The organism is Thermopirellula anaerolimosa, assembly GCF_054657335.1.
This window is the reverse complement of the sequence record NZ_BAAHYX010000004.1, coordinates 1294300-1318828: the sequence shown is the minus strand read 5'-3', so window position 1 is coordinate 1318828 and position 24529 is coordinate 1294300. Positions and strand designations below refer to the sequence as shown.

Genomic DNA, 24529 nt, shown 5'->3' with positions numbered 1-24529 from the left:
TTTCTATTCGTGAGCAGCAGGGGACATTTCTATTCACGGGTAACACGGCGGTGATTCGGCGGTTGCCCCGCCGGTTGGGGCCGATTTACAATAAGTCGCGGTTTAGAATGAATCGCGTCGCCGATTCGGGGTGATAACATGAGCGAGTCACTCCATCCGCCTGGTGCCCGAGACGTACAAGCGGACGCTGCCAAGGGAGTTCCCGAACACATTCCAGCACCGTCTCAAGCGCCTTCGCACGGGCCCACTCTCGTCCTCGTGGCGATTGTCTTGGGCATCTATACGTTACTTGGCTTGGAGGTTTACAAGATTTTCTTTCAACGGCCGGCGCCGGACCCGAATCGTGTACGTTTAGAAATCTTGGCTTCCCTGCACAGAGCCCAAGACGAGGCGGAGCAGCGCCACAAGGAAAAACGCCATCTCGAAGCCGCGTTACTCTACACCGACATTGCCGCCGCGTATCGCGTGCTGCTGCCCGAACTTGGCAAGCCGGTTGCGGTGGAACCGGATTTTCTGGAACTCGCCGCGCTGCAAGAACTCCAGTCCGCCGGAGTCGGTTCGGTCTATGCGGAGTATCTTAAGTTGCGGTACCCGCAATGGTCTGGAGAGCCTTTCGTCGGCGAAGGATTCTTGCGGTTGCCGGACGGAGTTGGCACGGAACCACCCAAGACCCCGTAGCAAATCCTTCAGGACGGCCATCGCCCTTTCCGCGCGATATCAAGTCGGGTGGCGGACGGCGAGAATGCAACCGCCGAGGAACCCCCGCGCGGAAACGGTGCGTTGCATCGCGTCTCACGTGTTCGCCACTGGCACGCTTGCGGTGTTCCGGCCATAATGAGGCCCAAGTCGCCGATTCTGTTCCAAGGTTGCCCCATTTGCCGCCTACCGAATCCTCGAGTTGCGGACCTGCCTTTCCTGTTGGGAGCATGCCCTATGACAAACACTTACGCAATCTTGCTACTATTGGGGTCCGTGTTGGGCGCAGAGTCGGGCGGACCGCCTCCCGATTTTCCTCGCTTCGTCGTACCCGGCGCCGAGCAGGAGATGGCCGCCCTTCGCGACCTCTTTTGGTTGCACTATCCGAGTTCCGGCCCCAAGGCGACGCTGTGGGACGAATGGTTGCCGGACGCCGCGTTGTGGCCCGCCGTGGACTCCGGCGACGCGGCGGCGAACATGCGTCGCAACTGGAGTGCGGCCCTTTCCAAGCGAATCCTCGATCCCGAGGGCTACGTCGCCACGCATCAGCACGCCAGCATCGCGCACCAATTGGGTTGGCCCTTTCCATTCTGGAACCAAGGCCGGCGCGGTTGCGGTTGGCATTTTTCCTTCAAGAACACGATCGGCGCAGGATGGCGTCCCAACAACCTGAGTACGACCGACGGTTGGGAGTTGCGCGGGGCTGCGGACGGCGGTCTGGGCGAGGACGGTTGGATGCTCGAGGTCCGGGAACCCGATGCCGTGATCGTAGCGCCCGCCTGGCTCTGCGACACCTTCGAAGTTCCTTTCCTTCAACTGCGTTGGCGCGCGGAGGGGTTGGGAAAAACGAGGCCGTACATCGCGTGGACCTCGCCCGACGACGAAAGAGAGGACTCCGGGCGGAGAATGTACTTCGACCCGCCCGGAGGCGCTGACATCGAATACGCCATGATTCCCATGTATCGCCACCCGGCTTGGTCGGGAGAAGTGCGGCAACTGCGCATCGGCCTGGGTAACACCCAACCGGGCAAGGTCGTCATCCAGGCCTTCTTTTCGCAGTACGATACCCGCCACAACATCAACGGGCAAAACTTCATCCGGGGATGCGCGAAATACTTTTTCTGGACGGGAGACCTCACCTTCTTAAGGGCGAATATCCAGCGGATGCGGACCGCCCTCCGCTACCTCATGCACGAACACCGTACTTTAGAGGCGAAGGTCGTGGTGACCGACTGGGTCGGGCATGACGGCCTCTCCGGCATTCGACGCACTGCTCAAGGAAAGGAGATTCTGACGGGACGCGGCATCGGCAACAATTATTGGGACCTGTTGCCGTTCGGCGGAAAGGATTGCTACGCCACCGTGCAGTACTACGACGCCGTGCGGACGATGGCCGAAGTGGAGCGCGAAATCCTGGCCCATCCCGAATGGAATATACCCCGTGGATTCCTCGCCTTCTCGCCCGACGAACTGGAGCGGCACGCGGCGGAGGTGAAAGAGACGGGCAACACCTTGTTTTGGAATCCGACCGCGGGACGATTCGTCGCCTGCGTCGATGCCGAGGGAAAGACGCACGATTACGGCTTCACCTTTCTCAACCTCGAGGCGGTGTACTACGACTTCGCAACGCCCGAACACGCCGAGGCCGTCCTATCGTGGATCGACGGCAAGCGGACCATCGAGGGCGACACATCCCAGGGCGAAGACATCTACCACTGGCGTTTCGCTCCTCGCGCCACCACGCTCCGCAATATCGACTGGTATTTTTGGGCTTGGAGCAACCCGGAATCGATCCCCTTCGGCGGACAGGTCCAGGACGGCGGCGCGGTATTGGGGTTCTCGTATCACGACCTCTCGGCGCGGCTCCGCGTGCTGGGTCCGAACAATGCCTGGAATCGGCTCAAGGAGATCATCCGTTGGTTCGAGGAGGTCCAAGCCGCCGGCGGCTATCGCGCGTACTACGACGGCACGCGCGAGGGTTCGTTGCAAGGCGGGGGAACGGCGGGCGGACTGGGCTTGGACCGCGAGTTCTTCGAAAGCGTGCTGGTCCCGCAGATCATGTTGTACGGATTCCTCGGCTTCCATCCCCGGGGAGACGGGTTTGCCCTGGAACCGCGGTTGCCCGACGATTGGCCCGAATTGACGATCGACCGCATTCGCTACCAGGATGTCTTGCTGCAAATCACCGCGAGTCGAGACCGCATCGAGATACGTTCGCAAGGCACCTTGGATCAGCCGCTACGCCTGATTCTGCCTCAACGCAATTGGCGGGCCGAAAGTTTGCCGGATAGCGGCACACAGGCACCCGGCCCGATCGACCGCGGGCAAGAGCACGTGTGGAGCATCGCGCCGGGGAGGGACTTCGCGGTGCGGTTCCAGGCGTCTCCGTGAAGTCGGAGCGAAAGATTCGGCGCAACCGCTGGACGCCGGTGGGCGGTCTTGAACGAATTCCGCCGAGACGAGGGGGCTTTTGGAGGATTTGACGGAATGAAAACGTGGATTCCGATGATGGCCGCGGGAATCTTGATCGCGGCGGCGGCCTCGGCCTACGGCGACAAGCCCAACGTGCTGCTCATACTGGCCGACGACCTCAAGCCGACGCTCGGTTGCTACGGCGACGCGACGGCGATCACGCCGCACATCGACTCGCTGGCCGCACGCGGGATGCGGTTCGAACTTTCCTACTGCAATCAGGCGGTGTGCGCCCCGTCGCGATTCGCCATGCTGCTCGGTTCAAGGCCCACCTCCACGGGATTGTACGGCTTGGGAAGTTCCTTACGAAAGGTCCTCCCGGATGCCGTTACCATGCCGCAATACTTCGCCCGATTCGGCTATCGGACCGAGTCGCTGGGCAAGGTCTTCCACGTCGGCCACGGCAACCGCGGCGACCCGAGTTCGTGGTCGGTGCCGCCTTTCGAAGACAAAGTCATCGAATACGTCGATCCGGCGAGTACGCAGGGCGGCAAGCTGACGCGCGAGGAGGCCTATTTTACGAACCAACAATTGGATCGCATTCGGGAACTTCCGCGCGGAGCGGCCTTCGAGTCGCCCGACGTGGAAGATGCGGCCTACGCCGACGGTCGCGTGGCGGAGGAGGCCGTCCGAAGATTGCGGGCCGCCAAGACGCGGCGGGAAACGCAGGGGACGCCGTTCTTCCTTGCGGTGGGCTTTGCGCGACCGCACCTGCCCTTCAGCGTTCCCAAGCGGTTTTGGGACATGTATGATCCCGCCCTTCTGCCGCTTCCCGAATGGGAGAGTCCGCCTCGAAACGCGCCCCGGGTGGCGCTCAAGACGAACGGTGAGTTGGCCAACTATGCGCCGGTCCCCAATGACGGTTGGGTCTCCGACGACGCCCTCAAACGCAGGCTCATCCACGGCTACTATGCCGCGGTCTCGTACATGGACGCCCAGGTCGGCAAGGTCTTGACCGCGCTGGACGAACTGGGTTTGGAAGACGACACCATCGTTATCCTGTGGGGCGACAACGGATTTCACTTGGGCGACCACGGTCTGTGGACCAAGCATACCAACTATGAGCAGGCGGCGCGCGTGCCGCTCATTATCGCGGCGCCGGGGGTGACTTTGCCGGGGAGCGCAACGCGACAACTCGCGGAAGGTGTGGACATTTTTCCCACTCTCTGCGACTTGGCCGGTCTGCCGCCGCCCGAACTTCCGCAGTCGATCGACGGCGTGAGCCTGGCGCCCGTCCTCCGCGATCCGAATGCGCGGGTCCGCGACCACGCTTATCACATCTTTCCCCACGCCAAACTCGGCCGCGCCGTTCGCACGGAACGCTATCGCTTGGTGGAATGGCGGGGCATCGATCAGCCCGCCGAAACCGCCGAGTTCGAACTGTACGACTATCAAACCGACCCGTTGGAAACGAAAAACCTGGCCGCTGAATTACCCGAGGTGGTAACCCAACTTCGGGCCGTTTTGGCGCGGCATCCGGAACCGGTCCGGGCCGAGCGACCCCGTGCCCCTTCGGCGTCCGCCGCGGGACGGTGATTCGTTCCAACACGGGAGCAGGCATTCGATTCGCCGCAAGGGCGCAACCTCCCGGCACCGACGTCATGTTCATGCGGCACGAGCCCCGCGGTGAGGCGCGGCACCCTCCTACCGATACGACGGAGACTCCATGGTCCCGCTAGGAATCTTGTGTCTGAACAAACCGCCGGGCATCACCTCACGTGACGCCGTCAACATGGTGCAGCGACTCGCCCGGCCTCATAAAGTAGGACACGCGGGGACTTTGGACCCGGCCGCGCAAGGCGTGCTTGTCGTCTGCGTGGGTCAAGCGACCCGGCTGATCTCCTTGATTCAGGAACTTCCCAAGACGTACCTGGCGCAATTCCTCCTGGGACGTTCCAGCCCCACGGATGACCTGGAGGCCGAAGTGACGCACTTCGAAGGCGGTTCCATCCCCAAGCCCGAAGCGGTGTCGGCGGTACTGCCGCAGTTCGTCGGTCGCATTCGGCAACGCCCGCCGGACTTTTCCGCGGTGAAGATCGGCGGTCGCCGAGCCTATGACTTGGCTCGTCGCGGGAAGACGGTGGAACCGGCCCCTCGATACGTCGAGGTCTACCGCATCGACCTAATTCGATACGAGTATCCGGAACTGGAGCTTTGTATCGAGTGCGGATCGGGGACGTACATCCGGGCATTGGGACGCGATTTGGCGATTGCCTTGGGGACGCGGGCCGTGATGGCCTATCTGCTCCGCACCGCCATCGGCCACTTCCGCGTGGAAGACGCCGTCGATCCCCGGGCACTCGATCGCGACAACTGGCAGGCCTGGGTACGGCCTGCTCTCGACGCGGTGCGGCACTTGCCGTCGCTGCGTCCTTGCGAGGACGATTTGCGGCGACTCCGCCATGGCGGAACGATCGCGACCGACCTCCCTCTGCCGCCCGGCACCCGACTCGCCGTCCTCGATGCGAGTGACGCGCTTGTCGGGATTTGCGAGATGGTCGAGCGAAACGTTGCAAAACCGCTCATCAACCTTACGGCATAGCGAGAAACCTCGCTCAGGTCCCCCCAAGCTCCAGGCTCTTTCTTGGGCAAAGCGTCGTCTTTGCGCCCCGATCAGTGGCAATCCGCCGGCTGCCTCCGCCCGGGAAAAGGTAGACGGACCGGGCGCTTTCCGCTCGGTGGGTCTGGTCATTGCCGGCCAAAACCGTCAAGATCAAGGTTTCGTCAAGCGCCGTCGGTCTCGCGCTGATCGGCGACGCCGGAAAGAGCGCTTTGCGCCGCGCCGTGTTCGTTCGGCACGCCGGCGGACCATTCCAATTCGATCATGACCGATCACTCCTTCAAAGAAACGCCGCTGGCTCCTTGGCACCGGGAACACGGTGCGCGGATGACGGAGTTCGGCGGTTGGAACATGCCGCTGTTTTATCCCGCGGGAATCTTGAAGGAACACCTGCGAACGCGGGCTTGGGCCGGACTGTTCGACGTCAGCCACATGGGCCGCTTCGGGTTCCGGGGGCGACGCACGTTGGATTTCCTGCGGTTCGCCCTCAGCAACGACGCCGCCACGCTGAAGGCCGGGCAGGCTCAATACACGCTGCTCGCCAAAGAAGACGGATCCGCGTTGGACGACGCCTTTCTCTACCGGTTCGACTCCGGCGAATACGTGCTGGTTGTCAACGCCGCCAACGCCCCGGCGGATGCCGCGCATCTCCAGGCCTTGGCAAGAGATTTCGACGTGGAGATCGACGACCGGACATCCCGGGCGGCCATGTTTGCTCTTCAGGGTCCGACATCCTGGGAGATTCTCCGCCGCGCGGCGCCCGCGCTTCCCGAGGCGATGCCGAGTCGGAATCGCTCGCTGAGGCTGGAGCTTGCGCAAGCGGAATGCGTCATTTCGCGGACGGGCTACACGGGTGAACCGATCGGCTTCGAGATTTTCCTGCCCGCCGACAAGGCCGAGGCGATTTGGACGCGGTTGATGGAGGTCGGCCGACCCCTGGGGTTGGGACCGATCGGCTTGGGCGCTCGCGATACGCTTCGATTGGAGGCGGCGCTCCCGCTCTTCGGACATGAAGGGGGACTCGATCCGGAGGGCCGCCCGATGCCAATCCTGGCGGTTCCCTCCTCCCGTTTCGGCGTGAGTTGGACCGACCCCGGACGAGATTTTTTGGGAGGCTCGGCCCTGGCCCGGCAGGCGGCGGCTTTGCAGGCCATCCGCGAGGGCGGCGGTGACGATGCGGCCCTGCCGCGTCGGGTACGCCCGCTGGCCGTCTTGGATCCCGGCGTGGCCCGGCACGGAGATACGGTTGCGGTCGGCGATCAAGCGGTGGGCTGGATCACCAGCGGGAGCGTGGCCCCGTACTGGAGTTGGGCCGTCCTTTCGACGCACGAAGAGCCCCCCAGCTCCGCCGAAAACCCGATTTCCTGCGAAGGCTGGGAAGAGCGCGAAGCCTTGGCCCACACGGGAAAAAGGCCCATCGCCTTGGCTTATGTGGACGTTCGACTGGATGAAAGCCGCGCGCCGGAGGTCCTCAGTCGGGGCAGACGCCTTCGCGCGGCATGGGTATCCCGGCACGGGCGAAGCGACGTTCCGCCGTTTTTCCGACCCATCGTGCCGACGGCATGAACGAAGCCGCCGGCGAACCGGCACGCTTGCGGAAGGGGCGGACGACCGACATGCTTCAGTAATGCCGGCGGACAAACCGGAGATCCCGGCGGCGGGCAAGCAGTCACCGGGGCATTTCGAGATTCGATTGTATTTTGACGCGACGAGAACCGAACCATGCAGTCCTACCAGCAAAAGGCCCTTGAAATCCTCGATCGGGCGGTGCGCAATCACGAGTGGCGGCAGCGCCAGTGCATCAACCTGATCCCCTCGGAAATGACCCCGTCGCCCTTGGTTCGACTGTTGCAGGTCACCGACCCGGTGGGCCGATACGCGGAGCACAATTTTCTCTCCAGCGTCAATCGCGAGGTCTACTACTATCAAGGTACCGACTTCATCGCTTGGGTCGAGGAACGTTTAATCCAAGAGATGGCCGACTATCTTCACTGCCGGCAGGTCGAACCGCGATTGATCAGCGGACAGACCGCCAACATGGCGGTCTTCAGTGCGTTGGTGGCCTATCGGAATCGGCACGACTCCGGTCGGGAGGTGGAGCGGATCCGGTTGGTTTTGAACCATCACCTGGGCTTGGGCGGTCACCTGAGCGCGCAACCCATGGGACCGATGCGGGACTACGTGGCCAAGGATCCCGCCACGGGAAAATTCGCCGTGGTCCATTTCCCGGTGTGCAAGGGCAACCCGTACCGCGTGGACGTCCGGGCTTTGGCGGATCTCGTCGCCGACAAGACGCCCGAACTGGTGATCTTCGGTAAGAGCATGTTCATCGAACGGGAACCGGTGGCCGAGGTCCGCAAACTGTTTGCGGATCGGGCCGAGCGTCCGCTCTTCATGTTCGACGCGGCGCACGTGCTAGGCATCCTGGGACCGCATTTCCAAGACCCCATCGCCGAGGGCGCAGACCTCGTGACCGGTTCCACGCATAAAACGTTCTTCGGCACGCAGCGCGGCATCATCGGCGCGTCGCTCGATGAGAATTCGCCCTGGAACGAGTTGTGGCAAACGGTCCGCCGTCGGGCGTTTCCCGGCTTTCTCAGCAATCATCACCTGGGCACGCTCCTCGGCCAACTGATGGCCGCCGTGGAAATGAACGCCTTCCGCGACGCCTATCAAAAGCAAGTCGTCGCGAACGCCAAGGCCTTGGCCCAGGCCCTGCACGAGTCCGGCGTCGGCGTGGAAGGCGATTCCGCCCTGGGCTTCACCGAGACCCACCAAGTGCTCGTCCACGTCGGCGAAGGCAAAGGGCAAGAGGTCGCCGAGCGATTGGAGAAGAATCACATCATCGTCAACTACCAGGCCCTGCCGCACGACGCCAACTTTACGGTCAGTTCCGGCCTGCGGTTGGGCGTGGCCGAGATGACCCGATTCGGCATGAAGGAAAAGGACTTCGGCGAACTGGCGGAGTTGATGGCGGACGTCATTCTGCGAAATCGGGACGTCGCCGACGCCGTGGCCCAATTCCGCGGACGCTTCTTGGAAATGCAATACTGCTTCCAAGGTGAGGAGGTCTGGGAACTCAAGGAGAAATTGCTGGCGACGTTCGCGTAGGCGACTCTCCGTCGGATCGGCGATCGACTCAGTCGCCGTCGCGCGGAGCGTCGGGAGGGCGCCTGTGTCAGGGCGTCGCGGCACTGCCGGCGTGTGCCTGAGGCGAAAGCTCTCCGCAGCGTTCACGGAACTCGCAGCAACGCCGAGCGGCGGCCATCCGCGGCGGGCAAGGAGCGGCGGTTTGCCGTGGAGACGCCCCGCTCGCTCGCATTCACACCCCGGCGGCGAACGAAAGGGCCGGCATCTCGCCGAAGCCCAGCAAGAGCGCCAGCAATAGCGGGGGCAGGATCACCGCGATCACCGCCGCCGCCCGCAAGCGACCGCGATACCGCCCCGCCGATAACTGATCGAGCTTGAGGTACGACCAAGCCACGGTGAGCAACCACAAGACCCCCGCAAACCCGGCCACGAAGATGCCCACCCGATACAGGCTTAAGAGCGACCGCCAAAGCGACTTGAGATAGTCGTTGGTCGATGAGTCGAAGACCAAGAGCGCGTGGAGGACGGTCATGTCGGCCTGCTCGGTGTTGGTGACGAGAATGGGGCGGTTCTCGTACCATCGCTCGCGGATCAAACGCTCTTCGATGAACGCCCGCGGCAAACGCACGCGTCCCCGCGCACTCTCGCCCAAATACAAGGCGACGTATTCATCCACGGCTTGATTCACGGCGGCAAGCAAGCCTTGTTCGCATTCCAAGGGCGTCGTATAGGGGCCGACGCGAATCGGGAAATGATATTCCCCGTCCACCCGTTCGGCTCGACCGTCCACCCAGGGCGGAGCGGCGGGATTCTGTGCGGTTTGGATCGGGGTGGGACTACGGATAGGCGCGGCCGACTGCGAAGATGCGGCGCGATCCGTCGCATCGCCACCCTCTGTTTGGGTATCCGAACCGGAGGGCGAGGGAGCCTCGGGCGTTTTCCCGTCGGTCGACGGAGGGGCGGGCGGGACCGGCGCATCGGGCGGATCAGGCACACGTACCACTTCCCCGGAGATTGCTGCCGGCGGTCCGCAGGCGATGCCCGTCACCGGGCTCCGCACGACCGACCTTGTTTGGAACCAAAAGATCGCCGCGGTTCCGATTAGTCCGATCAAGAGCAGACAGGCAATCCCAAATACCGCGGCGAGAACCACGGCGATTCCGCGCGATCCCTTCGCGGCAGTCTTGTTGATCGTCTTGAGTAATGCCGTCATAAACATCAAGACGGCCAAAACGATGACGATTTCGCTCCAGGACATCGCTCTGTGCCTTTCGCATTGATTCCGCGGACTTGGGTGGCCCGACCCTTTCGGGCGAGGCCGGCACACCTGCCAACGACGGGTTTACGCCCGATCGCGCCCGCCATGCTTACTTATTCGTCCCAGCGGGGCTGAGATTCGCTTTTGAGGAGAGGCGTAAACCACGGTGCGGACATCTGAACCGTAAGGCTGGTCGCCACGGCGGGCATCATCAGCCAGTGCAACGGAAACTCCCATGCCGTGGCGACGAGCGCCGAGGCCAAGGCGGCGACGATGATCGAGCCTACCGTCAATCGTTGAGACCGCATGGGATCGCACAGACGCCACCAACGGAGAATCAAGAACAGCGTTCCGAAGACGGCGATCATGGCGGGTAGCATCGGTTCACCGCCGTCGTAGAAGCCCGACGGCACGCTCCACGGCAATCGGAAATTACCGCTCATCATACGAAAGCCGCGGGGATCGAAAGGCAGGTCGGCCAGGAAGAACTTCATCAGGGCGAAGCCGAGCAATCCCAACAGCAACCCGACCACCAGCATGATGAAGCGCCGCAAGGCGGTATCGCCCTCGCCGGATTCCCAGAACTTGCCCGCGATCAAGATACTCCACGAAGCGGCCACCGTCATGAAGTATACCCACGCTCCTTGGGGTAGGGAGGGAACCTCTTGTTGAAAGCTTCGCAGCAAGGCCAGCATCAGCACGGCGATGGCGGCGACGGCGCTGGACGCCAGCAGCGAACCCAGCAGTTCCGTGACACGTTGTCGCATCGGTCGCCGACTCAATTCCGCTCTTAACATGCGGCGCCGCGTCCCCGCGCTGTAGTATCGGTGGACGATCGTCTCTCGTTCTCCCGCTCCCAGCCCCGCCGATCCCGGGGCGAACGGTCGGCCGGCCTGGGGCGTCCGTGCGGCGCCGGATCGCGGTTTCACGACCAATGCGCGCACGACCCAGTAGCAGGCGTAGAGCATCAACAGACCCATCACGGCGGGGAAAATGAACCCGGCATTAAAGAACACCAGCACCACCAAGCCCGCCAGGACGAGGACCTTGACGGGAGTGGTCATCTCTCGGGATTCCCACACTTCCCGCACACGACGGACACCGCGTTTCAGGCCGCGATAGATCGGTTCTTCGTCGGGCGGGTCCGCCAGTTCGGCTTGGACGTAGGCGGTTTCCGCTTCCCGTGCTTGATCGTGGCGCGGCCGATCCGGCTCTTTTTCGACCGCCGCAGCCCCGACCGTCGGACCGCAGTAGCCTCCCGGCGGAGGCGCAGGCAACAGCGCCAACATCTCTGCGATGTCATGGAACCGCTTGTCGGGATCCTTTTCCAGAGCGCGAGCCACCACCTCGCGAAATTCGGCGGGCACGCCGCTCAAGTCGGGTGACGCCGTGAGGTGCTTCATCAGGATCTCGCCGACCGTCTCTCCCTCGAAGGGCAGTCGGCCCGTCAGCATCTCGTACAACATCACGCCCAAGGCATAAATGTCGATTTCCTTGCCGTAGCGCCCGTTGGCGATCTCCGGGGCCATATAGTGGACCGTGCCGACGCTCTCCGTCTGGCCGCTTCGGCGACTGCACGCGATGAATTTGGAAAGCCCGTAGTCGCCGACCTTGACTACGCCTTCCTCGCAAAAGATGTTGCCCGGCTTGAGGTCGCGATGCACGATCCCGTGCTTGTGCAGGTGGCCGACCCCCGCCGCCAAACCGTGGAACCAGGCCAAGGCCTCCGAGACGGGCAATCCTTGGGGGTGCTCGGCCAAGACCTCCTGGAGCGACTTCCCGGCGACGTACTCCATCACCACCCAGTAGTTCTCGTCCGCATCTTGCAAGACGTTATAGATCGCCAGCAAATTGGGATGCTTGAGGTTCAAGCAATGCGCGATCCCCCGCAGCTCGACCTCCAAATTGCGGCGGATGAGTTTGAGGGCGACGTCTTTTCCTGAATCGGCGACGGCGTAATAGACTTCGCCGAATCCGCCGTGCCCGATGCCCCGCTTGATCGTGTACCCTTCCAGCGGTCGCGCTCCGCCGGCATAGAAAAACCGACGACCGGCGGGAGAGGCGTCGGGCGGAGGGGAACTGCCGGGAGGGTTGGGTGAACGGTGTTCCACGGCGAATTGTGTCTCCAACATCAGAATCCTCCGTCCCCCCGCCTTGGCGGGGCATTGCCCCCGCGTCGCCCCTTCATTCTAACGTGATTCGCCGCGGGGCCAAACTTCTTGATCGGTTTTTCCGGATCGCGCGGCCTCGCGCATCGCTACCGCATGTCAGCCCGGCAGCGGTTCCAGGGTGAACGACCAATCCTCGCCCTGCACATGAGATGTGATCCCAAGCGGCGCGCGATCGTCCACCGGTTTTCCGTCCACGGCAAAGCGTCGGCGACTCTTGCAATAGAGGCGACCGCCGTCGCGAAACAGCACCACCTCTTGCGTCCAGTCGCGACAAAACACGTGGCACCGCGACTTGGCACCCAGCAGCAAGTGATCGGCCATCAAGAGCGTGCCGTCGGTCGTGGGCAGTGTGCGGTGACCGCTGAGGTATTCCAGTCGGGCCGATGCACTCAGGGCATGAGAACGCCGAAACCGCAACCGCGCCGCCGTCCCTAGCCGGATTTCGCAAGAATCCGGCACGAGGGTCGTTCTTTCCACCAGGCGTCCGTCCAGCCACGTCGGCCGAAACGCCTCGATGAAGTAGCCCTCATCCTCCCGGATGATGCGAGCGTGCTTGACCGAGAGGTCGGCGATCAGGGGTACGTCGGCCCCACCTTTCGGCTCCGCTCGGCCCAAGGTCACCGAGGACTTGAGGCAGACCAAATAGCCGCCGACCCCGTCCACCCAAAGCAGGAAACGTTCCCAATTCGAGCAGTTCAGGGTCGGCATGACAACGCGGTCCTTTTCGCCGAACAACCACATGTCGGGTCTCCCGCGGTCGGGCGCCGAGGCGAAGGGTGCCTGTCGGAGAAGCACCGCTCCTCTCGTTCCTCCTCATCAGCGCATTTGAGCCACGTCGCCTTGCGGCGCGTCTTCGCCCTCCGCCGCGGCGGTTTCGGTCTCCTGCTCACCGCCGAAGTACCGGGTCACCTCCTCCACGATACCCGGTTTGTCGGCCTGCTCCACGGGGATTTCCCCACGGTATTGCGATTCCGCCGCCACCATGCGTTCGGCCACGTCCAGCTTCGCTCGCAAATCGGAGATCAGCTCGCGAACCCGACCCAACCGACTGCCGTCGATTTGCAATGAGGAGGCGGTTTGGGCGGCCTCGATCATCTGCAACCGCGCCGTCAAGTTGGCGACCTCCACTTCCAATTGGCGCTTGGCGGCCAGCATCCCTTCCATTTTCTCCCGAGCGGCCTGCAAGGTGCGAGTCCGCGCCGCGTGAATCTGCTCCATGCCGGCCAGCGTGGCCTCGTTGACCTTGAATCGCTCGAATCGGGCGGTCAAGTCGGCTCGGACTTGATCCGCCGTGTATTCCCGCCCTGCGTAGACCACCTTGGCCTTGCCGGATGCTGCATCGTCCCGCAAACGGGCGATGGCGGCCTTCTCCGACGCCAAACTCTCCCGCATTTGTGCGATTTGCCGATCCAGGCGCTCGACTTCCACCTCCTCCCGAGCGATCGCATGCATGTTGCTGCGGATCTCAGGAATCAAACCGTCGATCATCGTTCGGGCACGGCGGATCTGGAATTCCAGCGGAACGGCATCGACCACCGCTTCTTGAGCCAATCCCGCCGAGGTCCGAACATAGCTGATCAGATCTCGACCGAAGAAAAACGTTCCCGTCAGCAACAACACTCCCGACCCAATCAAAATCTTCTTCAACATGACTCTTTCCTCCACACTGGGGCGCCGATGGACTTGACCCTTGACCGCGACATAAACTGGAGAGGTCGCTTTCCCGGCTTGCTCTCGCCGATTCGTTGCCCGCGGGAACCCGACCTCGCTAAGTCATTCGCCGCCCGCAACCGGATATTTGGAAACCATGAGTTGAAAAACCAATTTTCTCGCCGTCGCGAATACATTCCATAAGGGGGATGATGCCCCTGCGAAGATGTGGTTCATTACGATCGCAGCGTCAGAAACATGAGTGAATCTCCGGAATCTCCGATCCAACGCCTTCACTCCGGACCGGTTCGGGTGGGTTTGGTATGCACCGGTGGAGGGGTTCAGTCCCTTGCCATGCTCTTCTCCGTACCGGGAGGCTCGCGGACCGTCCTGGAAGCCGTCGTTCCATATTGCCGCCGGGCGGTAATACGCTATTTGGGAGCCCCGCCCGACCGGTTCTGCGCTGAACCGACCGCCCGCTCGCTGGCCATGGCCGCTTTTTTCCGCGCGCTGGACTTGCACCGCGAGGAGGCCGAGACCGAGTCTCCCGCCGCGGAAAACGACATCCCGGTTGCGGGTGTGTCATGCACGGCGTCGCTGGCCACGGATCGCCCCAAGCGTGGGCCTCACCGGGTTCATGTGGCCGCCCAAAGCGCCGGCGCCACCGTGAGTTGGTCCCTGGAGCTGACCAAAGGCAAGCGTTCGCGCGCGGAGGAAGAGGAGATCGCGGCCCACATGATCCTGAACGCGATTGCCGAAGTTAAGGACACGTCGGTGGAGTTCCCGCTGCCGTTACTCCCCGGCGAGGCCGTAATGACACACCGAGCCGAGGCGCCGCCCGCTTGGAGACAACTCTTGCTGGGGGAAACGGATGCCGTACGACTGGGAGTGCCCGCCGACTGGACCGCTTCCGCCCCGCCCGCCATTTTCCCCGGTGCGTTCAATCCCCTGCACGCCGGTCACCAGAAGATGGCCGAGATCGCGGAAAAGATTTTGGGCGTGCCCGTCGAGTTCGAAATCTCCATTCTGAACGTCGATAAGCCGCCGCTGGACTACGCGGAACTGCGGCGCCGCTCCGCCCAATTCTCGGTCGAGGAAAGCGTCTGGTTGACCCGGGCGCCCACGTTCGAAGAGAAATCACGCCGGTTTCCCGGCGCGGTTTTCGTCGTGGGAGCGGACACGATCCGGCGGATTGCCGACCCACGCTATTACCGAAACGACATCGCCGCCCGCGACGCCGCCATCGCCCGAATCATCGACCGCGGTTGCCGGTTCTTGGTCTTTGCCCGCTGCGTCGAAGGGCGTTGCCTGGAGCTTGACGACTTAGAGCTTCCACCCGCCTTGCGGGCCGTTTGCCAAGGTGTTCCCCGCGAGCAATTTCGCGAGGACGTTTCTTCCAGCGATCTTCGGACGGGAAAGCTCGATTCACCGGAGTTTCTCGATTAGGCGCCGGCAAAGCGGAAACCATCGCGTCCGCTCGGACGCAAGCGAGATTCCGGCGGCGATCGGTGCGTCACTTCTCGCGGCGGCTTTCCTGCCTGCTCAAGCGATCCGCCCAATAGATCGGATCGGGCAACCGCCGATGGAAGCATTCGATCGTCCGGCGAGCGGCACCCGTTGCATCGATGAGGTGGCCCGGCGCCACGTAAACGCATCGCGCATGCCCCGACGGTGAGCGGACGCACATGCCGACCGTTTCTCCGTGCAAGACGATGGGCGTCCCCGTGCCGGGTCGTTGCGGTTCGCCCTCCGGCAGACTGCCGCACAGCAAGGTCTTGGTAACTCCCACGGTGGGCACTCCCGCGGTTACCCCTAAGTGCGATGCCAAACCCGCTCCGCGCGGATGCAAGATGCCCGCCCCATCCACGAACAGAAGGTCCGGTCGAAGCCCCGCCTTCCGTGCCTCTGCGACCGCCTCGCCCATGACGGGCAACTCCCGAAAAGCCAAGTAGCCCGATATGTAGGGAAAGCGGCACTCCCGCCGAACCACGACCCACTCCATCAGCCGTCCGTCGCAACGGCGGATGTGACAATACACGGCGACGGCCTCGCCGTTGGGACCGTAACTGGCGTCCACGCCGCCCATGTACTCCGGCGGAGATTCCAACGGCCGCAAAACGACCGCCCTGCGAACCTCCTCTTGTCGTTCTCGCAATCGTTCCAGCGGTGGAGACGGAAGGACCGAACGCAGGTCATCGGCGGATAGCAGGGCCTTAGGGTCCCAGGAACCGTCGGGCAACAACGATCCCTCGGCTTGCAGCCGAGACCTTTTCGCCTTTTCACCGCCGACGTGCCCCCCGACCATTCCCCCCGCTCGAACCACGCGGTGGCAATGGCACGCGTCCGCATGGAAATGATCCAGGAGCCAACGACCGATCCAAACCGCGGCGGATCGATCGCCTAACCGTTCGGCCAGCGCTCCGCAGGTCGTCACCCTGCCCGGCGGAACCGCCGCGATCAAAAGGCGAAGATCGCCCTCCAAATCGGGTAGCTGCGGGATGTCCCAGGGTTCGGACATGACGGTCACGGCTCCTACACAAAGACGCTGGAATCCGCGGTGGTGCCCCGCAAAGCCGTATTGTGGCATCTCGGCGGAGCGCCTAGAATCCATCCACGCCGTAGTGCGCGGCGATCGTCAACCGAGGCTCCACGGAGGGGACCATGCGCGACTGGGTGAAGTTCGGCCTGCCCGCCGTCTTGACGGCGGCGGTGGTGTTTTTCTTCAATCTCGGCGGACCGCGGCTTTGGGACCGCGACGAACCGCGTAACGCCGGTTGCGCTTGGGAGATGATCCAACGGGGCGATTGGGTCACACCCTATTTCAACGGGGAAATCCGCGACCACAAGCCGGTCCTGTTGTACTGGTTCATGATGTCGGCCTACGCGGTGTTCGGGGTGAACGAGTTCGCCGCGCGATTCTGGTCCGCCTTGTTGGCGGTGGGCACCGTGGCCCTGACGTTCGATCTGGGCCGGCGATGGGTGTCCCCGCGGGCGGGCCTTTGGGCGGGCATCATGTTGGCGTCGTGCATGATGTTCCCCGTCGCCGCGCGAGCGGCCACCCCCGATTCCGTCCTGATCTTTTTCACCACGGCCGCGCTGTGGTGTTACGCCGCGGCGATCCTGCCCTCCGGACCTTCGGCGAAACAGGCCGACTCGGCGGACCGAACGACCGGCGATCCCCGCGCGTGGTTCCCAACGCAGTCGCTCGCCGTCGGCGGCATCTACGGGCTGATGGGCCTCGCGGTCCTGGCCAAGGGACCGATCGGATTCCTGTTGCCTGCCGCCATCATCGGGCTGTTCATGCTTTGGCAGGGCATTTACGTTCGCGAGCAATTCGCAGGCGGCGGGTTCCGTCGCATTCTGCAAACGGCGACGCGGATGTTTTCGCCTGAGGCCGTCGGGCGGACCATCCTGGCCATGCGACCGCTTTGGGCTGTTATTGCCGTGCTCCTTGTCGCAGGTCCCTGGCACCTTTGGGTAGGCTTGCGGACCGACGGCGCCTGGCTTCGCGGCTTCTATTGGACCCACAACGTGAGCCGCTTCATCGAACCGATGGAAGGGCACGGCGGGCCGATCTTCTATTATCCGGCCATCCTTCTGTTGACCTTTTTCCCGTGGTCGCTGCTTTTGATCCCGGCCGTGATGCATGCGACGCGAGAATGGCTCGCGCGCGGTCCGCATGCGCGGGCCGTGACATTCTTCGCTTCCTGGGGACTGGTTTACGTGGGCTTCTTCTCCCTAGCGGGGACGAAACTGCCCAGCTACATCACGCCCAGCCTACCGGCGTTCGCTCTGATCACCGGTTGGTTTTTGGACACGCGATTGACCGGCGAATCGGCCATGCGGCGCGGTTGGCTGACCGCGGCATTTGTGATTACCGCGATCGCAGGACTGGGAATCGCCGCCGCCCTGCCGCCCGCCGCTTCGCGATTCCTGCCGGGCGAGGAGAGCCTGGGACTGCTGGGCCTCATCCTTGCCTGCGGGGGAATCGTTGCTCTGGCGGCTTTGCGAAGGGAACGCCGTTGGGCCGCCGTGACCGCCTTTGCCGTCTCCGCCGTGCTGTTCGCCGCGGCGGCCTTCGGAATTGCCGCCGAGCGGGTGTCGCGCCACCAAAAGTTCGCGCGCCTGGCTGAGATTCTCCGCCGGGAACCCGACGCCGCGCTGGCCGCCTTCAACTGTCTCGAACCGAGCTGGGTCTTTTACACCGGTCGTAAGGTCCGGTGGTTCGCTCCGCCGGACACGGCCTCGCTTCGCGAGTTCCTGGTCAACTCCCCTTCCGGCTACGTCATCACCACGGAAGAGGATTACCGGCGCCTGGCTCCCGACTTGCCCGACGACGTCCAAGTCGTGGATCGCGTCCCCTACTTTTTGGAAGGGACCGATTTGGTTCTACTGAGAAGGGCGGCATCTCGGGACGACGTTCCCATGATCGGCAGTCGCGAGAAGGCTTCCAGCGTCCGCTGACCGCGGCGCCGACCGAGCGTGCCGCCGTCGCACATCCGCGGTTCCCGAGTTGAGTAAAGCTCCTCTCGGAATCGCCGCGAAAGCGTCCGCCCCGTTGTGTGACGCCGCAAACCGGTTTCCTTGGAGACGCACCCATGGCTCATTCCCCGATCGTACGCGCATTTGCCGGCTGTTGGACCGCGGTTTTGCTCTTGGCCTGGCTACCGGGACCGCCGGCGTGGGCTTTGGAAAGCGAGCAGGCGACTCCCCGCGGCCCGGACTATTGCCGCATCTCGGGGATTTATCCGCACCTGGCGGTCTTCAATCAGCCCCAAGACCCTGCCGACCGACCCAACCACGGCGAGTGCGGCATCGGCGCCATCGCCGTGTGGCAGGATCGCCTGTGGTATCTCACCTACCCGCAGCACAAGACGACGGGCAGCAACGACAAGCTCTACGAATTGGACGCGGCGATGAACGTCCGCATTCGGCCCGAAAGCGTGGGTGGGACGCACGCCGGACGGATGTATCATCGAGAGTCGAATCAGTTGATTTTGGGACCGTATTTCATCGACGCTCGGGGCGTCGTTCGGGCGGCCGATTTGAACGAACTGCGGGGCCGCATGACCGCCGTGATGCGGCACCTCCGCGAACCTGCCGACAAGGTCTATTTCTTCGACATGGAAGGGGCGATCTACGAAGTCGACGTCCATTCCTTGAAAGCGGTCAAGCTGTTCGACAAGCCCGTGCCGGGTTGGCACGGCAAGGGCGGCTATACGGCCCAGAGACGCGTCGTCATCGCCAACAACGGAGAGGTCGGGCCTGCCGACGCCTACCGCAAGCTGTTGGTGGGCGGACCGGCGGTCGGGGACGAGGCCGGCGTCCTGGCCGAGTGGGACGGCGAAACCTGGCGGATCGTGGAACGTAAGCAATTCTGCGATGTCACCGGCCCCGGCGGACTGTGGGGTTCGCCCGACGACCTCGCCCCGCTTTGGGCCGTGGGCTGGGACAAGCGGTCCGTGATCCTGAAACTGCTCGACGGCGGCACATGGTCCACGTTCCGATTGCCCAAGGGTTCGCATACCTTCGATCCGCGGCATGGTTGGTACACGGAGTGGCCGCGCATCCGCGAAATCGCCCCCGGACGCCTGATGCTCTGCATGCACGGGCAGATGTTCGAATTCCCCCCGAATTTCGCCTCACGATCCGCCAATGGAATTCGCCCGATCTGCACGCACCTGCGGTACATCCCCGATTTTTGCAATTGGAACGATCAGGTGATCCTCGGTGCCGACGACGCCTCGATGATGCAGAACCCGATGTGCGGCCAGGCCCAATCCAACCTATGGTTCGGAACGGCGGACCAATTGCGGACGTTCGGCCCGGCGTCGGGTTGGGGCGGTGTATGGCTTGACGACGCAGTCCGTGGGGATGAACCTTCGGAACCGTTTCTGTTCGCCGGATACCGCGAGCGAACGGTCCACATCGTCCACGACGCGTCGGTACCCGTGCAATTCGTTCTGCAAACGAGCGACAATCCTACGGCGGAATGGCGGACGATCCGTACCCTCGAGGTTCCTTCCGGCGGCTATGCGTGTGAGGTGCTGCCGGAGGACGCTCCCGGCGAATGGATCCGCGTGATTGCCTCCGCCGACTGCCGCGCGACCGCGTATTTTCACGTTGCCTCGCCTCGCCCGGACTCGCCGGGCGAGGACGAACTATTCGCGGGATTGGCTCGCGTCACGGAGCCGGCGCCCGTCTACGGCGGCATCATTCGCCCGGCAGCGCACAACCGCAATCTGCAATGGGTTACGGATGAGCACGCCGGTCCGGACGGGACGGCCCGAGTCTACCGCGAGGTGGACATCACGCCGCGGGGTGAACCGACCGTCTTGCGTCCCGACGAGGATCGTACCGCAGAGGTCGTGGCGGTGGGAAAAATCGTATCCGACTACGCGGTGGATGATGCTTCCGTGATCGTCCGCAACGCCGACGGCAAGACCTTCCGACTGCCAAAAGGCGCGACGGCGTTCGACGCGCTGGTCGGTCGGGCCCGGGGTGTCCGCGAGTGCGCTTCCGAGCGATTCTTGGCCCATATTCACGGCACGTTCTATGAGGTACCCCGAGGCGGTAATGGCAAGCCCGACTGGGAACGGATGAAGCCCGTCGCCTCGCACGATCGCCGCATCCTCGACTTTTGCTCGTGGCGCGGACTGTTGGTCTTGGCCGGCGTGCGCGAGGGCGCGATCCCGGACGGGCATGTGTTCCGCGCCGATGGCGGCCCCGGACTGTGGTTTGGAGCGTTGGACGACCTATGGAAACTCGGCAAGCCCCGTGGACAGGGCGGACCGTGGCGTGAAACCGCCGTATCGGCAGGCAAACCGTCCGACCCTTACCTCATGACGGGCTTCGATCGGAAGACCCTGACGCTTGCCCACGATCAACCCGAAACCGTGACCTTCACCCTGGAAATCAACTTCGATCACCAAGGCTTCCACGATTGGCAGGCAATCGCCGTTCCCCCAGGCCGGAGCGTTTCGTACGCCTTTCCCAAGGGCTACCAAGCCCACTGGTTGCGGCTTCGTTGCGACAAAGACTGTCGCGCCACGGCGCAGTTGCAGTACGACTGACCGCAACCGTCGAGCGACAAGACGCCGTCAATCACCGACGAACTCAACCCCGCCTCCGCCGCGCGATCCGGCGGCGGAAGCGGGAGGATATGCAAGCCGGGTGTACGTAACGCCGCTCAGGACTTGAGGTATTCCGCGGGGAATTTCCACGGCTTGCGATATTCCGGCACAGCCAGTCGGGCCGCCTCTTCGTCGCCCACGATGGACTCCGTGGCGGGGTCGAACTGCACCGAACGCCCCAGGCGATAGGCGAGATTTCCCAGCACGATGGGAATATCGATCTTGATGTGATACTCCACGTTGCAGGACGGTTGCTCCCGCGTCTTTACGCAATTCACCCATTCGATCTCGTGGCCCGGCGACGGCGGAATGGAAGGCTCCGGCGGCGTGCGGTCCTTCATGCGGTCTCCCTCGGGCACGATTTCGTGCATCGAGTAGTTGCAATACATCGTGCCGTCCACGCCGTGGAAATAGATGCCCAGTCGGCGTTTGGGCACGGGTTCGCCGTGGAGATCGAAACCGTAGCTGTTAATCAAACTGGACATCCAGGTCATGGTCAAATTGGGATACTGGAAGAGCATCTCCTGGACGTCGGGGGCGTCGCCGTCGTCGCGGATGACGTACCGTCCGCCCGAGCAATGGACCCGCGTCGGCAAGCCGAGGTCCAAGGCCCAAATGGGCAGGTCGATGATGTGGGGCGCCATGTTGGGAGTCCAACCGCCGCTGATATCCATCCATGATCCGTGATTGTAGGAGTTGGCGGCGAGGATGGCGTTGAAAGGACGCTGCGGGGCGGGACCGAGCCACATATCCCAATCCAAGCCGGGCGGAGGCGTCGTGTTGGGATCGTGGCCCACGCCTTCCGGCCCTTGGTTCATGACGTTGAAGGTCCGCACGCAACCTACCGGGCCGATGAAGCCCGCCCGAATCTTCTCCACCACCCTGCGATAGTTCTCCGAGGCATGGATTTGGGTGCCGATTTGAACGATGCGTTGGTGTCGCCGCACGGCGTTGCGAACGGCCAGGCTTTCGCCCAGGTGCAGGGTCATGGGCTTTTGCAGGTACATGTCCTTGCCGGCCTCGCACGCGGCAATCGCGATCAACGTATGCCAGTGGGGAGGCGTGGCCACGATCACGGCGTCGATATCCTTCTGATCGAGGACCTCGCGATAATCTTTGTAGGCGCGGGCGCCTTCGTACTTCTTCACCACTGCCGCCGCGCGTTCATCCCAAACGTCGCAGGCCGCCGCTACGGCGACGTCGGGATGCTGGGCGGTGTTGGCAAGATTGGCCTGTCCCATCCCGCCGCAACCGATCAAGGCAACGCGGAGCTTGTCGTTGGCCCCGGCGGCCCCGTCCTGCCCCAAGACGCCTTGAGCCAAGACCAGGGGCACGGCCACGCCCGCCGCGCCGGTTGCCGATCGGTCGAAGAATTTCCGTCGGTTCATTTTTCGAGGTTGCGACATGATTCAATCTCCACTGAGGGTCGGACGGCAAACGATCGTGGAATCCGCGGCCCCGCCCTGCCGACCGAGATAACGACAAGGCCGCCGAGTTCGTCGCGGCCGAAAGATAGACCGCCGCGCGCTGATCGCCGTCGTCGGAGCCTCCCCGAAATCCGGCAAAATCATGCGATCGAATCGCCCCCCTATTGCAACTCCACGATGCCCCAAAAGTCAAGACCCGGCACGTCGATTCGCAATCCCCGCTCGACGGCCTGGACGTTTACCCGCACGGGTTCGGCCCGGGGCGTATACAGCGTCGCCTCGCGGAAAGCGTTGGCCGGTCGCCCCAAGAGGTCCGCGCTCAATGTCACTTGGAAAGGCGGTCGAGGGTCCATGCCGTCGTCCTCCTTACGATACGCGCGGTTCACGAGGTGGACCGCTACGATCGAACCGTCCCGCCCCTTGCGGACGCGGGGCACCACCAGCACCCGGTCCGTTCCTTGGACGCTCACCATTTCGCCCAGTCGGGCGTGAATCGCGGCGACGTCGGACCAGGTGAGCACGCGGCCACGATCTTTTTCCGCCTGCAACAGGGCGGCCAGGTCGGCGTCGGGTTCCAAATCGCCCGGCACGATCAACAACCGGTATGGGTCGAGCATCTCTTTGGTGACGCGATAGCCCGGCAACCAATCGTCGCCCTGCACGACCACGGCGAACGGCACATTCGCGTCGGCCAAACTCCGCACGATGCTCTGAATACTCCCCTTGCCCTGACGCTGGGAGTGATTGTCGTAAAGGACCGCAATCGGTGCGACGGCTTCAAACCCATCGAACAGATCGGCATGCTCATGGACGAAGCGATACAGCCAGGCATATTCCTCCGTGGGACCGGAGTACCAATGCGTCCCCTTTTCCTTGGTGTAACACCACATGCGGTGAGGCACCATCAAGTTGTGGCCGAAGGCATAGGAAAGTGCCGCCCAGGTTCGCACCAAGCCCGGCAATTGGTGCTCGTTGATGTAGGCCCAATCCCCGCCGCTTGCCGTGGAGGTCACGGGGCGATTCAAACCGTCCGCCAGTTTGTAGGCGTAAACGGGTTGGAGCGGGACTTCCCTCGATTCCGCGCGATGATCCAATTCGCAGCAGAAATAGCCGAGATGCGGCGTGATCGCCAGATTCATCGGTCCGCTGAGGCTGGAATTGACCGCCAGCGGCAGCGGTCCGCCCTTCGATTGTTCGCCTTCGCGGCGAAACTCGGCCACGAACTCGGTGACGGCCTTGACGTGAAAATCGAGAAAGGCAGCGGCAAGCGGCAGTTTCGCGCGTTCGCGGTGATAGCGTTCCGGCGTGATCCCTTGCTTCCGCAAGAACTCGCCGTAGTCGAACCGATCGAGATCGTTGATGCCCAACTCGCGGAGTTCGGCTTCGTCGGCGTGCACGCGGAGATATTCCCGAAAACCCTCCATGCAGTTGGGGCAGAAGCAGGCGTCCAACCAAGTCACGGCGCCGGCGGTCCCCGTGTAATCGTCGATATGCAAGGCGTCGGCCCCGGAGGCGACGACCCGCTCCAAGCGCTGTCGAAGGTAAGAGCGGTACAAGGGGCTGTTGGTGCAAAACCACCACGCCGGCTCCCCCTTGTGCTTGTGATCCCAAAGCCACGGTACGATGAAGGGTTCCCCCGCGAAATTGACGCACCGGGCCTCCGCGAATCGCGGCGAAAAGTCGATCATCCCGGCGAATTCCGTGCGAAACCCCACGCTTGAGGCGAAGACGCGAACTCCCTTCTTATGGGCTTCGGCGATGTGCTCTCGATCGGCGCGACCGGCCCAGCCCATCACCGTGCAACCGTAGGTCTCGTAGAGGGCCGGGTTGTCGTACATGAAGACCACATCGGAGCGACGGATCACGCGAGCAGCGTCCGCCGAGGGTTCTTCGGCGCTTGCCACGCCGACTCCCAAGGAAATCAAAATCGGAACGGCCAGAACGATCTTCGCCGCGCCGGCCGCGAGTCCGTTGAAGGGCGATTCCCGTCGCCGGTGTTGCATGCCCGATCCCCGAGACCGCTTCCGTGCCGGCCTCGCGGTATCGCCACGGTGTGTCAACCAATCTCGCAT

At 63.3% G+C, this 24529-nt stretch carries 16 protein-coding genes; 9 read left to right on the top strand and 7 right to left on the bottom strand.

Features of this window, described 5'->3' with window-relative positions; all coding sequences use genetic code 11:
- The first annotated feature begins 138 nt into the window (after positions 1 to 138).
- The 6 genes from ACYQ6J_RS05515 (at position 139) to ACYQ6J_RS05490 (ending at position 8839) form a co-directional block, all read left to right on the top strand.
- The gene (locus ACYQ6J_RS05515; RefSeq protein WP_460183196.1) at positions 139 to 678 is read left to right on the top strand and encodes a hypothetical protein; all 540 of its coding nucleotides are present in this window, start codon (positions 139 to 141) and stop codon (positions 676 to 678) included.
- A gap of 255 nt (positions 679 to 933) precedes the next feature.
- On the top strand, positions 934 to 3087 hold the full coding sequence (locus tag ACYQ6J_RS05510) for a glycosyl hydrolase family 65 domain-containing protein (RefSeq protein WP_460183195.1): 2154 nt from the start codon (positions 934 to 936) through the stop codon (positions 3085 to 3087).
- Between the two features lie 96 nt (positions 3088 to 3183).
- Positions 3184 to 4704 (top strand): sulfatase, encoded by a 1521-nt coding sequence (locus ACYQ6J_RS05505; protein WP_460183194.1) that lies wholly within the window; start codon positions 3184 to 3186, stop codon positions 4702 to 4704.
- Positions 4705 to 4834: 130 nt separating this feature from the next.
- On the top strand, positions 4835 to 5710 hold the full coding sequence (truB, locus tag ACYQ6J_RS05500; protein WP_460183193.1) for a tRNA pseudouridine(55) synthase TruB: 876 nt from the start codon (positions 4835 to 4837) through the stop codon (positions 5708 to 5710).
- Between the two features lie 282 nt (positions 5711 to 5992).
- Positions 5993 to 7294 (top strand): aminomethyltransferase family protein, encoded by a 1302-nt coding sequence (locus ACYQ6J_RS05495; RefSeq protein WP_460183192.1) that lies wholly within the window; start codon positions 5993 to 5995, stop codon positions 7292 to 7294.
- A gap of 156 nt (positions 7295 to 7450) precedes the next feature.
- Positions 7451 to 8839 (top strand): serine hydroxymethyltransferase, encoded by a 1389-nt coding sequence (locus ACYQ6J_RS05490; protein WP_460183191.1) that lies wholly within the window; start codon positions 7451 to 7453, stop codon positions 8837 to 8839.
- 211 nt (positions 8840 to 9050) lie between these two features.
- Here ACYQ6J_RS05490 and ACYQ6J_RS05485 read toward each other — a convergent pair whose 3' ends face one another.
- From ACYQ6J_RS05485 to ACYQ6J_RS05470, 4 genes are all read right to left on the bottom strand, one after another.
- A complete protein-coding gene (locus ACYQ6J_RS05485; protein WP_460183190.1) occupies positions 9051 to 10076 on the bottom strand; it encodes a hypothetical protein in 1026 nt (341 codons plus the stop codon).
- 113 nt (positions 10077 to 10189) lie between these two features.
- Positions 10190 to 12208 (bottom strand): serine/threonine-protein kinase, encoded by a 2019-nt coding sequence (locus ACYQ6J_RS05480; RefSeq protein WP_460183189.1) that lies wholly within the window; start codon positions 12206 to 12208, stop codon positions 10190 to 10192.
- 135 nt (positions 12209 to 12343) lie between these two features.
- A complete protein-coding gene (locus ACYQ6J_RS05475; protein WP_460183188.1) occupies positions 12344 to 12988 on the bottom strand; it encodes an FHA domain-containing protein in 645 nt (214 codons plus the stop codon).
- 75 nt (positions 12989 to 13063) lie between these two features.
- Positions 13064 to 13897: a hypothetical protein gene (locus ACYQ6J_RS05470; protein ID WP_460183187.1), complete on the bottom strand. Its 834-nt coding sequence runs from the start codon at positions 13895 to 13897 to the stop codon at positions 13064 to 13066.
- 354 nt (positions 13898 to 14251) lie between these two features.
- Between ACYQ6J_RS05470 and ACYQ6J_RS05465 the strand changes: the two genes are divergently transcribed.
- The gene (locus ACYQ6J_RS05465) at positions 14252 to 15343 is read left to right on the top strand and encodes a nucleotidyl transferase family protein (RefSeq protein WP_460183186.1); all 1092 of its coding nucleotides are present in this window, start codon (positions 14252 to 14254) and stop codon (positions 15341 to 15343) included.
- Positions 15344 to 15410: 67 nt separating this feature from the next.
- Here ACYQ6J_RS05465 and ACYQ6J_RS05460 read toward each other — a convergent pair whose 3' ends face one another.
- Positions 15411 to 16415, bottom strand: a complete 1005-nt coding sequence (locus ACYQ6J_RS05460; RefSeq protein ID WP_460183185.1) for an endonuclease V — start codon at positions 16413 to 16415, stop codon at positions 15411 to 15413.
- A 143-nt stretch (positions 16416 to 16558) separates the two neighbouring features.
- Here ACYQ6J_RS05460 and ACYQ6J_RS05455 point away from each other — a divergent pair, with 143 nt between their 5' ends.
- Together ACYQ6J_RS05455 and ACYQ6J_RS05450 are read left to right on the top strand one after the other, a co-directional pair.
- On the top strand, positions 16559 to 18361 hold the full coding sequence (locus ACYQ6J_RS05455; RefSeq protein WP_460183184.1) for an ArnT family glycosyltransferase: 1803 nt from the start codon (positions 16559 to 16561) through the stop codon (positions 18359 to 18361).
- A gap of 134 nt (positions 18362 to 18495) precedes the next feature.
- The gene (locus ACYQ6J_RS05450) at positions 18496 to 20970 is read left to right on the top strand and encodes a hypothetical protein (RefSeq protein WP_460183183.1); all 2475 of its coding nucleotides are present in this window, start codon (positions 18496 to 18498) and stop codon (positions 20968 to 20970) included.
- Positions 20971 to 21086: 116 nt separating this feature from the next.
- On the opposite strand, the gene ACYQ6J_RS05445 is transcribed toward ACYQ6J_RS05450, so the two are convergent.
- Together ACYQ6J_RS05445 and ACYQ6J_RS05440 are read right to left on the bottom strand one after the other, a co-directional pair.
- On the bottom strand, positions 21087 to 22436 hold the full coding sequence (locus ACYQ6J_RS05445) for a Gfo/Idh/MocA family protein (RefSeq protein ID WP_460183182.1): 1350 nt from the start codon (positions 22434 to 22436) through the stop codon (positions 21087 to 21089).
- Between the two features lie 182 nt (positions 22437 to 22618).
- A complete protein-coding gene (locus ACYQ6J_RS05440; RefSeq protein ID WP_460183181.1) occupies positions 22619 to 24460 on the bottom strand; it encodes a hypothetical protein in 1842 nt (613 codons plus the stop codon).
- Positions 24461 to 24529 lie beyond the last annotated feature (69 nt).

Excerpts from the sequence above, each read along its gene's own strand:
- ACYQ6J_RS05445 (WP_460183182.1), bottom strand. The coding sequence starts at position 22,436 with ATGTCGCAACCTCGAAAAATGAACCGACGGAAATTCTTCGACCGATCG.
- ACYQ6J_RS05480 (WP_460183189.1), bottom strand. The coding sequence starts at position 12,208 with ATGTTGGAGACACAATTCGCCGTGGAACACCGTTCACCCAACCCTCCC.
- ACYQ6J_RS05485 (WP_460183190.1), bottom strand. The coding sequence starts at position 10,076 with ATGTCCTGGAGCGAAATCGTCATCGTTTTGGCCGTCTTGATGTTTATG.
- ACYQ6J_RS05475 (WP_460183188.1), bottom strand. The coding sequence starts at position 12,988 with ATGTGGTTGTTCGGCGAAAAGGACCGCGTTGTCATGCCGACCCTGAAC.
- ACYQ6J_RS05510 (WP_460183195.1), top strand. The coding sequence starts at position 934 with ATGACAAACACTTACGCAATCTTGCTACTATTGGGGTCCGTGTTGGGC.
- ACYQ6J_RS05515 (WP_460183196.1), top strand. The coding sequence starts at position 139 with ATGAGCGAGTCACTCCATCCGCCTGGTGCCCGAGACGTACAAGCGGAC.
- ACYQ6J_RS05505 (WP_460183194.1), top strand. The coding sequence starts at position 3,184 with ATGAAAACGTGGATTCCGATGATGGCCGCGGGAATCTTGATCGCGGCG.
- truB (WP_460183193.1), top strand. The coding sequence starts at position 4,835 with ATGGTCCCGCTAGGAATCTTGTGTCTGAACAAACCGCCGGGCATCACC.
- ACYQ6J_RS05490 (WP_460183191.1), top strand. The coding sequence starts at position 7,451 with ATGCAGTCCTACCAGCAAAAGGCCCTTGAAATCCTCGATCGGGCGGTG.
- ACYQ6J_RS05450 (WP_460183183.1), top strand. The coding sequence starts at position 18,496 with ATGGCTCATTCCCCGATCGTACGCGCATTTGCCGGCTGTTGGACCGCG.
- ACYQ6J_RS05465 (WP_460183186.1), top strand. The coding sequence starts at position 14,252 with ATGCTCTTCTCCGTACCGGGAGGCTCGCGGACCGTCCTGGAAGCCGTC.
- ACYQ6J_RS05470 (WP_460183187.1), bottom strand. The coding sequence starts at position 13,897 with ATGTTGAAGAAGATTTTGATTGGGTCGGGAGTGTTGTTGCTGACGGGA.
- ACYQ6J_RS05460 (WP_460183185.1), bottom strand. The coding sequence starts at position 16,415 with ATGTCCGAACCCTGGGACATCCCGCAGCTACCCGATTTGGAGGGCGAT.
- ACYQ6J_RS05440 (WP_460183181.1), bottom strand. The coding sequence starts at position 24,460 with ATGCAACACCGGCGACGGGAATCGCCCTTCAACGGACTCGCGGCCGGC.
- ACYQ6J_RS05455 (WP_460183184.1), top strand. The coding sequence starts at position 16,559 with ATGCGCGACTGGGTGAAGTTCGGCCTGCCCGCCGTCTTGACGGCGGCG.
- ACYQ6J_RS05495 (WP_460183192.1), top strand. The coding sequence starts at position 5,993 with ATGACCGATCACTCCTTCAAAGAAACGCCGCTGGCTCCTTGGCACCGG.